Below are 13036 nucleotides of genomic sequence, written 5' to 3' on the forward strand. Positions count from 1 at the left end.
TGAGGACGACAGTGCCGCTGACGGGGGTTTGCAGCGGCACTGTCGTCACCTTCATGTTTCCGGCGATGCGATCAGAAGTCCAAGACCTAGTTTTTTGGGGAGACCGAACTTTTGGTTATGGCCTGGAGCGGCCGGCCGGGGACGGTCCCGGGGCGGCGCCGCGACCAGGCGTCCGGCAGACCGGGCGGCGGGTCGGCGCCGACGGCCACCGCGAACGCGAACAGGGGCGTCACCAGGTCCTCGACCAGCGCGAAACGGTCGCCGGCCCGCGCCCACAGCCGGCCTTCGTGCCGGTACAGGCGCACCCGCCAGAACAGCCCCCCGTGGGCCCGGTCGCAGTCGGTCAGCGCCTTGAAGGCGGCCTCCTTGGCGGCGAACAGCCGCCGCAGCCCCGCCGGATCGCCGTCCGGCCACAGCGACGCCCGCTCCCGGTCGTCCAGCAGGAACCGGTGCAGCCGTGGATCGGGGCAGCGGGGCTCCAGGTCGACGCCGACGCCGCGGACGCCGGGTGCGACGGCGGCGACCGCGATCTCAGGGGTGTGGGTGACGGAGGCGGGGAAGCCGTCGGGGCCGACGGGCGCGCCGCTGCGCCGCCGGCCCACCACCGTCACCGGGCTGCCCGCGCGCCGCAGCGCCCTGCCCACCGCGACCCGGCCCGCGCGGTGCTGCGCGGCGACGGAGCCCGGCGCTTCGACCGCGACGCTCTCCAGCACGATCCGCCGGGTACGCGCGGGGCTCCCGAGCAGCCAAGTGCGCGGGAGCCCCGGACGCGGGGGTCCCGGCAGCCGGGGCCCCGACGGCGTCGGCTCAGTCACCGGGGCCGGTCACCCGCTCCACGAACGAGACGACCTCCCGCTGGAACCACTCGGGCTCTTCGAGGAAGGCCAGGTGGCCGCCGTGCGGCACGGTCACGGTGGTGGCGTCCGGCAGCAGTCCCACCAGCTCCTGCACCGCGTGGGTGCTCAGCGAGAAGTCGTCGCCGCCGACGAAGAGCAGCGTCGGCTGCCGCACCTCGGTGATGATCTGCGGATCGAGCGGGGCCTTCACCGACACCGCGAGCCCGGCGCGCAGGGACTCCACGGAGTGGATGCCGAGGAAGTTCTGCTTGCGGCCCAGGAACCCGATCGGCCCCGCCGACTCCACGGCCAGATCACCCGAGACGAGTGGGTACAACTGCTCGTAGAGGACGCCCAGTCCGGAGGTGTCCAGCGTCTTCAGCCAGGACTTGGTGATCCGGCGCAGGCGCTGCGGGCCGTGCGGGCTCATCGCCGGGCCGGCGAGGATCAGGCCCTGCACGCGGTCCGGGTGGGCCACGGCGAAGTCCCGGCAGATCAGCGTCGAGAACGACGTGCCCAGCAGGATGGCCTTCTCCAGACCCAGCGTGTCGAACAGGGCCTTGAGGTCGCTGATGTGGTCCTCCCACACCGGTTCGCCGGGGTGGGGGCTCGAGTCGCCCTGGCCGCGCAGGTCGTACGCGGTGAGCCGGGCCGTCGAGGCCAGGTTCGCGGTGTACGACCGCCAGGACTTGCGGTCCATGAAGAAGTTGTTGACGAGGACGATGTCGGGGCCGGATCCGCGTCGCTCGTAGGCGATGTGGATGTCGTCGGCCACCTGGACCGTGCCGGTCTCCAGGGCGTCGTCGACGGTCGTGTCGGTCATCGGCTCACTTTCGACGGGAGGCGGGCGGGGAGGGGAAAGGGAGCCGGCCGGCACGGAAGCGACCGGCCGGCTCCGCCCGCGGCCCCGTACTCGGTGCCGCGGGCGGGCCGGGGCTCACACGGCGTCGAGGACCGCCTCGGCGGCCGACCGGGCGTCCCCGAACCGGGCGGTCAGCGCGTGCACCCACCGCTCCAGGCCGAAGGCCAGGCAGCTGGTGGAGGCGGGCGAGCCGTCCGGCAGGGAGATCGAGCAGCGCTCCCCGAAGAAGTTGCGGTGGTAGTTCACCGACCCGATGGCCAGGCCGTCCACCACGAACTCCTCCTTCACCGGGAACAGCCGCTGCATCGTGGCCCGCGAGCCGTTCCGGTCGAAGAAGGGGTCGGTGGCCACCTCGGTCGACACCGCCAGACCCAGCCGGCCCGCCAGACCCAGCACCTGCTCCTTGGCCTGCTCCAGATGCTCCCGGGCGCCGTCGGCCGAACCGACGAACACGATCTCCCGCATGCTGAAACCGAGCAGCCGGCGCAGCCCCTCGTAGTGCGTCTCGTTGCGGAAGCACGTGGCCACCGTGGTGAATCGGTTCTCCGCCGCGGCCAGGGTCTGGTCCCGCAGATGGAAGTAGACCGAGTAACAGGCGGCGGACGGCAGGGCCAGCGACGCGTCGCCGAGCACACCGGCCGGCAACTGCTCCAGCGGGGACCGCGCCCCGGCCCGCAGCTGCGCGAGCCGCTCGGGGTCGGCGGCGACCGCCGCCAGGCCCAGGTGCGGGAAGTTCTCGTAGTAGTCGATGGCCTCCAGGTCCCGCGGACTGAGCAGGAACGGGTACCGCCGCTCCTGGGCTCCCCACTGGTGCGCCCAGGACAACGCCAGCGAGTCGAACGCGCGCAGCAGCCGCAGCTCGTCCGCGCCGAGGACCCCGAGACCGTTGTCGGTCGTCCCGGTGGCGGTCCCCATCAGTTCGCCGCCCCCTGGAGGAAGCGCTTGTCGATGGCCCGCAGGGTGCGGAAGTCCTGGACGTCGATCTCCTCCGGGTCGATCGCCTCACCGCTCAACTCCTCCAGCAGATAGAGGAATTCGACGAAGGCCAGCGAGTCGACCGCCCGGCGGTCGATCAGGTCGTCGTCCAGGCTCAGCTCGCCCACCTCCGGATTGCGCTGGTGGATGAAGGTGAGGATCCTGGTCATCTTGTCGTCGCTCATGCCGTGGCTCCCTGAACCTGAAGGCCGTTGCGGGCGAGAAACTTCCGGGTGCGGTTGAGAATGCTGTCGTGCGCCGCGTGGCGGGCCGGGTGCTCCAGCAGTCGGCGCCGCAGTTCCAGCGGCTGGTCGAGGCCCGCGTCGCGGTAGACGGCGGGGTTGTACAGACTGCGGACGCTGTACTCGAGGTACGTCTCCAGGTACTTGGCGAGCACCGGGATGTCCTCCGGCCGGGTCTCCTTGACCTGGTCGAGGAGCTGGGTGAACAGGTGCCGCCCGAAGGCGACGTGCCGGCTCTCGTCCTGGTGGTGGACCCGGTTGATCTCCCGCGCGATGGGCGGCAGCGCCTGGTCCGTGGCCATCCGGGCGTTGAAGTAGTCGACCAGCTCTTCGAAGATCAGGATGCGGGCGAAGATGATCAGCTCGATCGCGGCCTCGCCCACCCCCTCGATCACGCCCGGGCCGACCTGCGGGACCGCCGGGTACACCTTGCCGCCGTACTTCAGGCAGAAGGTCCCGAAGAACCACATGTGCTCGTTCTCCTCCCCGATGAAGTGGTGGAGGAATTCCGAGGCGTCCGCGTAGGTCTTGGTGTGGATGCGCAGCACGACCTCGCTGAGCAGCTCGCGGATGCCGTGCACGTTGAGGCTGAAGAAGTGCACCGCCTCGTGGCGGGTCAGGGCGAGCTGCTGCTCTCGCGACAGCGCGTCCCACTCCTCGGTCCCGGCCAGCGTGACCAGGTCCTCGCTCATCCAGGGGCGGTCCGTCCCGAGGGTCTCGGGCCAGTCGAAGATCGTGTACGGGTTGTAGTAGTCGGACTCCGCCATCGCTTCCAGCCGGGCCAGATCCAGCTTGACGGGCTTGACGGTCGTCGTCATCGGCAGACCTTCTTTCGTGAAGAGTGCGGGGCGGCGGACGGGCCGGCGGCCCACCCGCCGGATCCGGGCCGCGCCTCCCGGCCGGGGCGGCTCAGGAGCGCTCGGCCAGCACGGACCAGACCGGGAGTTGGGTGCGTCCCTTGTCGTCGATCTCCACCTGGGTGCCGGTCTTCTCCAGGAAGGTCCGGGTGGCCTCGGCCACACCCCAGTAGACGGCCTGGGTCAGCTCCGTCACCGTCCAGCCGGCGTCGGTCAGGACCTGACGGACCGTCTGTTCGCTGACGGACAGCGGCTCGGGCATGCCACCGGGGACCGCCGCGAAGCACAGCATGTCCAGCCAGGCGCCGGGCCGGCCGGCCCGGCGCAGCGCGGCGGCGTAGCGCCGCCGGCCGTCCGCGTCGAGCGTGTGGAACAGGGCGCTGTCCAGCAGGGTGTCGAAGCGGCCCGCGTACTCGGTCAGACTGGTGGCGTCGGCCACGGCGAACTCGATGTCCGCGCCACCGGGCCGGCCGGCCGCCCGCTCGACGGCCCGCTCGATCGCCGTGGACGCGGCGTCCACCGCGGTGACACGGTAGCCGCGGGCGGCCAGGAAGACGGCGTTGTCGCCGAGGCCGCAGCCGGCGTCGAGGACGTCGCCGCGAATTCGCCCGCGCCGCTCGAATTCAATCACACCGGGCTGGGGTTCGCCGACGTCCCAGGGCACTCGGGTGATGCCGGTGTCTCCCAGTAGTTCACCCCCGCGATATACGGCGTTGAAGTCGGCGGTCGCGTAATCGTAGGACTTCTGGGCACTTTCACTCATGCCAGTCTCCTGGGGGGTTGGGCCGGGCGTACGGTCCTGCCGAACCAAAGGGATTACCACAGCGCCCGGGACCCGCGTAAGGCGCTCGGACCTGCGGCGCCGTGTGTTCAACCGAGGAATCTCCTCGGTTGAACGCGGCCCGCACGGCACTCGCGGGCCGGCCCCGACGGTATGAACAAAGCATTCCGCTTTTCGCCGGGGGGCCGTTGTCGCGGCGGCCGGTAAGCGGAATGCAAGGTATCGGTACGTTGCTCCTCGCATTTGCCGGGGGTGGCTGTGCCGAACGGGCCCACGTACGATGCCTGAGCGGCCGGAGGAAACGGACCGCCAATCGTCCGGAGCGACATCCGCACCGGGGCTTCAGCGTCCCGAAAATCCGGAAGGAAAAAAGAAATTGCGCGGTTCAGGGAATAATGTAGACGCGCAGGCGGCCGAGTTGGTGAAACGGTCCGCCGGACTCCGCGAGGAACTCTGGAAACACGCGGCGGAGAGCGACCGGGCCCGTCGGCTGTCCGACGAGGTCATGGCCGAGATCACCGGCGCCGGCCTGACCCGGCTCCTGGTGCCCGCGAGCCACGGCGGCCACGAGACCGACGTACGGACGCTGCTGGAGGTCTGCACCGAGCTGGGCCGCGGCTGTCTCTCGGCCTCCTGGGTCACCGGGGTGCTGAACGTCGGCAACTTCGTGGTCGCGCTCTTCCCCGACCGCACGCGCACGGAGGTCTGGGGCGACGACCCCGACGCCCGCACCGCGCTCATCCTGGGCGCGCCCGTGCGGACCGTGGAGCGGGTGGACGGCGGCATCCACGTCACCGGCGAATGGCCGTACGCCTCCGGCTCGTTGCACGCGGAATGGATCTGCGGACTGGTCCTGACGGACACCGGCGGCGGCCCCCAGCCGCACTTCGCGCTGATGCCCGCAGCCGATGTGACGGTGCGCGACACCTGGCACTACGTCGGGATGCGCGGCACCGGCAGCAACACGGTGGTCGCCGACCGGGTCTTCGTGCCCGAGCACCGGCTGCTGCCCTACAAGCCCCTGCTGGACGGTGAGACCGACGGACTGGTCCCACCGGACCGGCTCTACCGCAACAGCCTGACCGGTGTCTTCATGGTCGGTCTGATCGGTTCGCTCATCGGCGGCGCCGACGCCGCCCTGGACTACGCCCTGGAACACGCCGGCACCCGCCGGGTGGCGGGCACCACCTACGCCAACCAGGCGGAGTCGCCCACCGCCCGGCTGGCCCTGGCCGGCGCGGCCACCCGGCTGGACACCGCCCGGCTGCACGCGCGCCGGATGGCCGACGTGGTCGACGGGCACGCCCTCGCCGGCGAGAACCCGGACCTGCTCACCCGGGCCCGGACCCGCATGGACGCCACCCACGTCGTCCAGCAGTGCCGCGAGGCCGTCGACGACGTCGTCACGCTCTACGGCTCCTCCGCGCTCGACGTGTCCAACCCGCTCCAGAGGCTCTGGCGCGACATCCACGTCGGCAGCCGGCACGCCGGCTTCGGCATGGGCGTCCCCGAACAGGTCTACGGCAGCGCCCTGGTCGGCCAGGACCCGCGCGGCATCAGCATGATGGTCTGAGACGGCCCGGCCCGCGCCGCTGCCGCGGCGCACTTCCCGCACCGAGCACTCCCGTCCCGTACTCCCCGCACCGAACACCTCCCGTTCCGATGCGTTCCGGGCCCGCTCCACGACCAGGGCCCGCCCCGTGACCCCCGCGCGAGCAGGACGACCGCGGTGGCACCACCTCCCAGTGACGGAAAGCGAGACGAGGCATGTCCGACGAGCACGAGACACGCGAACACAACCGCGCCGTCGTCGCGCGGTACATGAACACCCGCGGTCAGGACCGGCTGGAGCGGCACCTGCTGTTCACCGAGGACGGCACCGGCGGCCTGTGGACCACGGAGACCGGCGAACCCATCGTCATCAACGGCCGGGACCGGCTCGGCGAGCACGCCGTCTGGTCGCTCAAGTGCTTCCCCGACTGGGCCTGGACCAACGTCGAGATCTTCGACACCCAGGACCCCGACCGGTTCTGGGTCGAGTGCGACGGCGAGGGCCAGATCCTCTTCCCCGGCTATCCGCCCGGTCACTACACCAATCACTTCCTGCACTCCTTCCTGTTCGAGAACGGGAAGATCAAGCAGCAGCGTGAGTTCATGAACCCCTGCCAGCAGTTCCGGGCCCTGGGCATCGACGTTCCCACGGTGCGCCGCGACGGAATCCCGACCTGACGCCAGCCGACCGCCCGTCGATGCCCGACTCGACCTCGCAAAGGGAAGCCGTGCGCACCACAGCCCAGGACACCCAAGCGTCACTCGCCCTGCAGCAACCCCAGTGGGAGGACGCCCGCCCCGTGGAACGGGTGCGCGACGCCCTCGGCACCTGTCCGCCGCTGGTCACCGCCGACTCCGCCGAGCAACTGCGCGAGCTGCTCGCCGACGTCGCGGCCGGCCGGGCGCACCTGGTCCAGGCCGGGGACTGCGCCGAGGACCCGGCCGAGTCCACCCCCCGGCACGTGCGGAGCAAGACGCAGCTGCTCGACCTGCTCGCCGAGACCGTCGGCGCGGTCACCGGCAAGCCCGTCCTGCGGATCGGCCGGATCGCCGGTCAGTTCGCCAAGCCGCGCTCCAAGCCGCTCGAGCAGGTCGACGGGGTCACCCTGCCCGTGTTCCGCGGGCACATGGTCAACGGTCCCGAACCCGAGCCGGACCAGCGGCGGGCCGACCCCGGGCGTATCCTCACCTGCTACCGCGCCGCCCAGGACGTCGTGCGGGAACTGGCCTCGGTCAACGAGGGCCGGCCCGCCGCCGAACAGGTGTGGACCAGCCACGAGGCACTGCTGCTCGACTACGAACTGCCCATGCTGCGACGGGCGTCCGACGGCACCGAGTACCTCGGCTCGGCGCACCTGCCCTGGATCGGGGAGCGGACCCGCCAGCCCGACGGCGCCCATGTGCGGCTGCTCGCCGGCATCACCAACCCCGTCGCCTGCAAGATCGGCCCGGGTACCACCGCCGAGGACGTCACCGCCGTGGCCGACCGGCTCGACCCGCACCGCCGGCCGGGCCGGCTGGTGCTCGTCGCCCGGATGGGCACCGGCTTCGTCTCCAGCCGGCTGCCCGCGCTGGTGGCGGCCGTAAGGGCCGCCGGGCACCCGGCGATCTGGCTGTGCGACCCGATGCACGGCAACACCATCACCAGCCCCACCGGCCACAAGACCCGGCTGGTGGACGCGATGCTCGCGGAGATCCAGGGCTTCGGCGCGGTGCTGGCCGAGGCGGGCGGGGTGAACGGCGGGCTGCACCTGGAGACCACCCCGGACGACGTCACCGAGTGCGCCGCCGACGTCTCCGAACTCGGCAGCGTGGGGGACCGGCACACCACCTTCTGCGACCCGCGGCTCAACCCGCGGCAGGCGCTGAGCCTGGTCACCGGCTGGGCGCACACCATCTGAACCGCAGGCCGCCGGGCCACGGCCGCCGCACACACACGCTCTGACCGCCCACCGCCCACCGCCCACCGCCCACCGCACCATCCGCCGCTCCGGGGCGGCCCGCCCGAGCGGCCGCGCCCCGGCGCCCCACCCTCCCGCCCGAAAGGAGCCGACCGGTGGTCGGTATACCCCCCATCACGCCCTACGCCCTGCCGACGCCGGACAGCCTGCCGGCGAACGTGGTCGACTGGACGCCGGACCCGCAGCGCGCGGCCCTGGTCGTCCACGACATGCAGCACTTCTTCCTCCGCCCGTTTCCCGAACCGCTGCGCTCCCACCTCGTCGACAACGCGGCGCTGCTGCGCAAACGGGCCGCGAGCCTCGGGGTGCCGGTCGCCTACACCGCGCAGCCGGGCGGCATGACGGAGTCGGAACGCGGACTGCTCAAGCACTTCTGGGGACCGGGCATGCGCACCGCGCCCGCCGACCGGGAGGTGGTGCCCGAGCTGGCCCCGGAACCGGGCGACTGGACCCTCACCAAGTACCGGTACAGCGCCTTCTACTCCTCCGACCTGCTGCAGCGGATGCGCTCCGCGGGCCGCGACCAGATCGTGCTCTGCGGGGTGTACGCCCACATCGGCGTGCTGGCCACGGCCATCGAGGCGTTCAGCCACGACCTCCAGGTCTTCCTGGCCGCCGACGCCGTCGCCGACTTCTCCGCCGAGCAGCACCGCATCACCCTCGACTACGTGGTCGAGTGCTGCGGGGTGGTCACGCCGAGCGTGGAGGTGTTCCGGTGAGCCCGCCCCACCCCGACCTGCTCGACCGGGTGCTCACCGCCTCCCGGCCGCCCGACTTCGCGCTGCTGCACCGTCCGGAGAGCGGCACGCCGGGCATGGTCGACGTGCTGCTGGGCGAGGTCTCCCACCCCGCCTCGCTGGCCGGCCTGCCGCTGCCCGACCTCGCCACCGCCCCCGCCGGCCCGGCCCACGAGGCGCTGGTCCTGGTGCCCTACCGCCAGCTCGTCGAGAGGAACTTCGCCGCTCCCGACGACGGAGCGCCGCTGGTCGCCCTCACCGTCTCCGAGCAGGCGGCGCTGCCGCTCGCCGACGTCCTCGGGCGGCTGCCCGACGTGCCCGTCACCCTGTCCGGACAGCGCTTCGACCTGTCCGACGACGAGTACGCCGAAAAGGTGCGGCGCGTGGTCGCCGACGAGATCGGCACCGGCGAGGGCGCCAACTTCGTACTGCGCCGCACCCTCCTCGCGGACCTCGAAGGCTACGGGCCGCACACCGCGCTGGCCGTCTTCCGGCGGCTGACCGCACTGGAGGCGAGCGCCTACTGGACCTTCGTCATCCACGTGGACGGCCGCGTCCTCGTCGGCGCCACCCCGGAACGGCACATCTCGGTGCGGCGGGGCCAGGCGGTGATGAACCCCATCAGCGGCACCTACCGCTACCCCTCCGGCGGCCCGGACCTGGCCGGTCTCACCGCGTTCCTGCGCGACCGCAAGGAGACCGACGAGCTGTACATGGTCCTGGACGAGGAACTGAAGATGATGTCCCGGATCTGCGAGCCCGGCGTCCGGGTCACCGGGCCCCGCCTCAAGGAGATGGCGCGGCTGGCCCACACCGAGTACTTCATCGAGGGCCGCACCCGCGGCGACGTCCGCGACATCCTGCGCGAGACGCTGTTCGCGCCGACCGTCACCGGCAGCCCCGTGGAGAGCGCGGCCCGCGTCATCCAGCGCCACGAACCGGAAGGCCGCGGCTACTACAGCGGCGTCGCCGCGCTGGTCAGCCGTGAGGCGTCCGGCGGCCGGTCGATGGACTCCGCCATCCTGATCCGCACCGCGGACGTCGCGCCGGACGGCCGGCTGGCCCTCGCGGTGGGCGCCACCCTGGTGCGCCACTCCTCTCCGGACGCCGAGGCCGCTGAGACCCGGGCCAAGGCGGCCGGGCTGCTCCATGCCCTGGGCGGGGAGCCCGGCCGGGCACCTGCCGGAGCCGCGGTCCCCGCCGCCCCCCGCTTCGCCGACCACCCCGGGATCCGCGAGGCGCTGCGCGGACGCAACACCGGCATCGCCGACTTCTGGCTGGCCGGCACGCCGCCCGAGGACCTGCGGGTGCCGGAGCTGAAGGGGCTGAAGATCCTCGTGGTGGACGCCGAGGACACCTTCACCGCGATGATCGTGCAGCAGCTCGAAGCGCTCGGACCCACCGCCGAGGTGGTCCGCTACGACCGCCTGTACGGCCTGGACCGCTTCGACGCGGTCGTCATGGGCCCCGGCCCCGGCGACCCGCAGGCCACCGCCGACCCGAAGATCGCGGCACTCGACGCGGCCCTGTCCCAGCTCCTGCGCGACCGACGCCCGTTCCTCGCGGTCTGCCTGAGCCACCAGGTGCTCAGCCGCCGGCTGGGCTTCCCCCTGACCCGGCGGGCCGAACCCAACCAGGGCGTGCAGCGCACCATCGACCTGTTCGGACGGCGCGAACGCGTCGGCTACTACAACACGTTCGCCGCCGTCAGCCCCGCCGACCACCGCCAGGTGCCCGGCGTCGGAACGGTCGCGGTCAGCCGCGACCCGGCCACCGGTGAGGTGGACGCACTGCGCGGCCCGCACTTCGCCTCCTTCCAGTTCCACGCCGAGTCGGTGCTCACCGTCGACGGACCCAGGCTGATCGGCGACGCGCTGCGGGGGGTGCTCACCCGGTGAAGCTGGAGATCGCCTGGTGGGACCTGGACGGCTCGCCACAGGACGTCGAGTCGCTGCGCGCGCACCTGCGGGACGGGGTGACGGACGACTGGGCCGACGTACCCGGCCTGCGCGTGAAGTTCTGGATCGCCGACCCCGACCGCAACCGCTGGGGAGCGGTCATGGTGTGGGAGACCGACCGGCCCGCCGACCGCCCACTGCCCGCCAACCGGGCCGCCGACCTGATCGGCCGGCCCCCCGACCACCGCATGCGCTGCGACGTCGAAGCCGTCGCCGAGGGCCTGCACACCCTGCCCGTCCTGCACGGACTGGGCGCCGCACTGGTCCGTTGAACCCCTTCGCCCCCGTCCCTCAGGAGCCTCGCTGATGCACGAGTACGTGCTGGTCGACGCCTTCTCCCGGCGGCCGCTGTACGGCAACCCGGTCGCCGTCTTCCTCGACGCCGGCGATCTGACGGCCGAGACGATGCAGCGCATCGCACGGGAGATGAACCTCTCCGAGACCACCTTCGTGCGACCCGCCCGACAGGACGGCGACGCACACATCCGGATCTTCACACCGGTCAACGAACTGCCCTTCGCCGGGCACCCGCTGCTCGGCACCGCGGTCGCGCTCGGCGCGGAACTGAAGCGGGACGGGCTGCGCCTGGAGACCGCCATGGGCACCATCCCCGTCGAGATCGGCGACGACGAGGGCGCCACCACCGTCCGCATGCGCCAGCCGCACCCCGTCTGGGAACCGTACGAGCACGCCGGGGAACTGCTCGCCGCGCTGGGCGTCGACGCCTCCACCGCACCGGTGGAGATCTACCGCAACGGGCCCCGGCACGTCTTCGTGGGTCTGGAGAGCGTCGCCGCGCTGTCCGCGCTGCGCCCGGACCACCGCTCCCTGTCCCGCTTCCCCGACATGGCGGCCAACTGCTTCGCCGGCGCGGGCCTGCACTGGCGGACCCGGATGTTCTCCCCGGCCTACGGCGTGGTGGAGGACGCCGCGACCGGTTCGGCGGCGGGCCCGCTCGCCATCCACCTCGCCCGCCACGGCCTGGCCGGCTACGGGCAGCCCCTGGAGATCCTCCAGGGCGTCGAGATGGGCCGGCCCTCGCTGATGCTCGCCACCGCCGAAGGCGCCGGGGACGACGTCACCTCCGTCCAGGTCGGCGGCCACGGCGTCCTGGTGGGACGCGGCACCCTCTACGTCTAGGCACGCCCGGCGGGCACCGGCGGCCAGGAAGGCACGGCATGAACACCAGCAAGTTCGAGAGCCTCACCGGGCGGATCGACCGCGAGTTCCCGGAGTACGACGACCCGCCGCGGGAGCCGATGGGCCTGGTCCGCGCCTGGCTGGCGCACGCCGCCGAACAGGGCGTACGCGAGCCACGGGCGCTCGCCCTGGCCACCGCCGACAAGCGGGGCCGGCCGTCCACCCGGGTGGTCGTCTTCGGCGCGGTCGACGACGAGGGCCTGCTGTTCACCACCCACAGCACCAGCCGCAAGAGCCGGGACATCGCCGAGACCGGCTGGGCGTCCGGGCTGCTGTACTGGCGCGAGACCGGCCAGCAGATCAGCCTGAGCGGGCCGGCCGTCCCGATCGGGGAGGCGGAGGCGGACGCCCTGTGGCACAGCCGGCCCGTCCCGCTGCACGCCATGTCCGCCGCGTCCCGGCAGAGCGAGCCGCTCACCGACCCGGCCGAACTGCGCTCCGCCGCCGAGTCCCTGGCCGCGACCGGGGCGGCGCTGGAGCGCCCGGACCGCTTCGTCGGCTACCGGCTGCGCCCGCACGAGGTGGAGTTCTGGTGCGCGCACTCGGACCGGCTGCACCACCGGCTGCGCTACGAGCGGGACGGAGACACCTGGCAGGTCTCCCGCCTCCAGCCGTAGCACCGACCACGCCGAGCAGGCGGCCGCCGCACCGACCACCCCCCCGACCACCCCAGGAGTCAACGGCCCATGCAGGAACGCGCGTTCCCCCTGATCTTCGCCGAACGGGTGTCGGCCACCGCCGAGTTCTACGAGCGGCTCGGCTTCACCCGGCTGCGGCAGGACCCGCCCGAGGGCGAACCGGCGTACGTCAGCCTGCGGCGCGGCACGGCGGAACTGGCCGTGGTCCCCACCGCCTGGCCCCAGACCCAGTACGGCACCCCGGCCGGCCGGGGGCCCCGGTTCGAGATGTTCGTCCTGGTCGACGACCTGGACACCACGCTGAAGGACCTCGCCGACGCCTCCGTCCCGCTGCTGCGCGCCGCCGTGGAGATGCCGTGGGGCGAGCGGATCGCCTACGTCGCCGACCCGGACGGCAACCCCGTGGCGCTCGCCGCCGGACCCCACTCCTGATCACAC

Annotated in this window: 15 protein-coding genes; 9 read left to right on the top strand and 6 right to left on the bottom strand. The window is 72.4% G+C overall.

Annotation, left to right across the window (positions count from 1 at the left end; translation table 11 throughout):
- Positions 1–86: 86 nt before the first annotated feature.
- The 6 genes from ABVB68_RS22570 to ABVB68_RS22595 form a co-directional block, all read right to left on the bottom strand.
- Positions 87–713 carry a 4'-phosphopantetheinyl transferase superfamily protein gene (locus ABVB68_RS22570; RefSeq protein WP_353602909.1) on the bottom strand — a complete coding sequence of 209 codons (627 nt, stop codon included), beginning with the start codon at positions 711–713 and terminating at the stop codon, positions 87–89.
- A gap of 94 nt (positions 714–807) precedes the next feature.
- Positions 808–1659, bottom strand: a complete 852-nt coding sequence (locus ABVB68_RS22575; RefSeq protein ID WP_353602910.1) for an alpha/beta fold hydrolase — start codon at positions 1657–1659, stop codon at positions 808–810.
- A 114-nt stretch (positions 1660–1773) separates the two neighbouring features.
- Positions 1774–2613 (bottom strand): class-II aminoacyl-tRNA synthetase family protein, encoded by an 840-nt coding sequence (locus ABVB68_RS22580; protein WP_353602911.1) that lies wholly within the window; start codon positions 2611–2613, stop codon positions 1774–1776.
- Positions 2613–2858, bottom strand: coding sequence for an acyl carrier protein (locus ABVB68_RS22585; RefSeq protein WP_353602912.1), 246 nt, complete (start codon positions 2856–2858; stop codon positions 2613–2615). Before ABVB68_RS22585 ends, ABVB68_RS22580 begins: the two co-directional genes overlap by 1 nt.
- A complete protein-coding gene (locus tag ABVB68_RS22590) occupies positions 2855–3733 on the bottom strand; it encodes a diiron oxygenase (RefSeq protein WP_353602913.1) in 879 nt (292 codons plus the stop codon). The genes ABVB68_RS22585 and ABVB68_RS22590 overlap by 4 nt, the downstream gene beginning before the upstream one ends.
- A 91-nt stretch (positions 3734–3824) precedes the next feature.
- Positions 3825–4535 (bottom strand): class I SAM-dependent methyltransferase, encoded by a 711-nt coding sequence (locus ABVB68_RS22595; RefSeq protein ID WP_353602914.1) that lies wholly within the window; start codon positions 4533–4535, stop codon positions 3825–3827.
- Positions 4536–4974: 439 nt separating this feature from the next.
- Here ABVB68_RS22595 and ABVB68_RS22600 point away from each other — a divergent pair, with 439 nt between their 5' ends.
- The 9 genes from ABVB68_RS22600 (at position 4975) to ABVB68_RS22640 (ending at position 13030) form a co-directional block, all read left to right on the top strand.
- Entirely contained in the window at positions 4975–6126 is a 1152-nt protein-coding gene (locus ABVB68_RS22600; RefSeq protein ID WP_353602970.1) for an acyl-CoA dehydrogenase family protein, read from the top strand.
- Positions 6127–6320: 194 nt separating this feature from the next.
- The gene (locus ABVB68_RS22605; RefSeq protein ID WP_353602915.1) at positions 6321–6782 is read left to right on the top strand and encodes a PhzA/PhzB family protein; all 462 of its coding nucleotides are present in this window, start codon (positions 6321–6323) and stop codon (positions 6780–6782) included.
- Between the two features lie 50 nt (positions 6783–6832).
- On the top strand, positions 6833–8005 hold the full coding sequence (locus ABVB68_RS22610) for a 3-deoxy-7-phosphoheptulonate synthase (protein ID WP_353602916.1): 1173 nt from the start codon (positions 6833–6835) through the stop codon (positions 8003–8005).
- Between the two features lie 155 nt (positions 8006–8160).
- The gene (locus tag ABVB68_RS22615) at positions 8161–8784 is read left to right on the top strand and encodes an isochorismatase family protein (protein WP_353602917.1); all 624 of its coding nucleotides are present in this window, start codon (positions 8161–8163) and stop codon (positions 8782–8784) included.
- On the top strand, positions 8781–10700 hold the full coding sequence (locus ABVB68_RS22620) for an anthranilate synthase family protein (protein ID WP_353602918.1): 1920 nt from the start codon (positions 8781–8783) through the stop codon (positions 10698–10700). The genes ABVB68_RS22615 and ABVB68_RS22620 overlap by 4 nt, the downstream gene beginning before the upstream one ends.
- Positions 10697–11032, top strand: coding sequence for a hypothetical protein (locus ABVB68_RS22625; protein ID WP_353602919.1), 336 nt, complete (start codon positions 10697–10699; stop codon positions 11030–11032). The genes ABVB68_RS22620 and ABVB68_RS22625 overlap by 4 nt, the downstream gene beginning before the upstream one ends.
- A 34-nt stretch (positions 11033–11066) precedes the next feature.
- Positions 11067–11900 (top strand): PhzF family phenazine biosynthesis protein, encoded by an 834-nt coding sequence (locus ABVB68_RS22630; RefSeq protein ID WP_353602920.1) that lies wholly within the window; start codon positions 11067–11069, stop codon positions 11898–11900.
- Positions 11901–11938: 38 nt separating this feature from the next.
- Positions 11939–12577 carry a phenazine biosynthesis FMN-dependent oxidase PhzG gene (gene phzG / locus ABVB68_RS22635; RefSeq protein WP_353602921.1) on the top strand — a complete coding sequence of 213 codons (639 nt, stop codon included), beginning with the start codon at positions 11939–11941 and terminating at the stop codon, positions 12575–12577.
- A 69-nt stretch (positions 12578–12646) separates the two neighbouring features.
- Positions 12647–13030, top strand: coding sequence for a VOC family protein (locus ABVB68_RS22640; protein ID WP_353602922.1), 384 nt, complete (start codon positions 12647–12649; stop codon positions 13028–13030).
- Positions 13031–13036 lie beyond the last annotated feature (6 nt).

Source organism: Streptomyces sp. NPDC096012 (assembly GCF_040426375.1).
GTDB lineage: Bacteria > Actinomycetota > Actinomycetes > Streptomycetales > Streptomycetaceae > Streptomyces.

Bases quoted from the DNA above. Each gene is read 5' to 3' on its own strand.
- ABVB68_RS22575 (WP_353602910.1), bottom strand. From the start codon at position 1,659: ATGACCGACACGACCGTCGACGACGCCCTGGAGACCGGCACGGTCCAG.
- ABVB68_RS22580 (WP_353602911.1), bottom strand. From the start codon at position 2,613: ATGGGGACCGCCACCGGGACGACCGACAACGGTCTCGGGGTCCTCGGC.
- ABVB68_RS22585 (WP_353602912.1), bottom strand. From the start codon at position 2,858: ATGAGCGACGACAAGATGACCAGGATCCTCACCTTCATCCACCAGCGC.
- ABVB68_RS22590 (WP_353602913.1), bottom strand. From the start codon at position 3,733: ATGACGACGACCGTCAAGCCCGTCAAGCTGGATCTGGCCCGGCTGGAA.
- ABVB68_RS22595 (WP_353602914.1), bottom strand. From the start codon at position 4,535: ATGAGTGAAAGTGCCCAGAAGTCCTACGATTACGCGACCGCCGACTTC.
- ABVB68_RS22605 (WP_353602915.1), top strand. From the start codon at position 6,321: ATGTCCGACGAGCACGAGACACGCGAACACAACCGCGCCGTCGTCGCG.
- ABVB68_RS22630 (WP_353602920.1), top strand. From the start codon at position 11,067: ATGCACGAGTACGTGCTGGTCGACGCCTTCTCCCGGCGGCCGCTGTAC.
- phzG (WP_353602921.1), top strand. From the start codon at position 11,939: ATGAACACCAGCAAGTTCGAGAGCCTCACCGGGCGGATCGACCGCGAG.
- ABVB68_RS22640 (WP_353602922.1), top strand. From the start codon at position 12,647: ATGCAGGAACGCGCGTTCCCCCTGATCTTCGCCGAACGGGTGTCGGCC.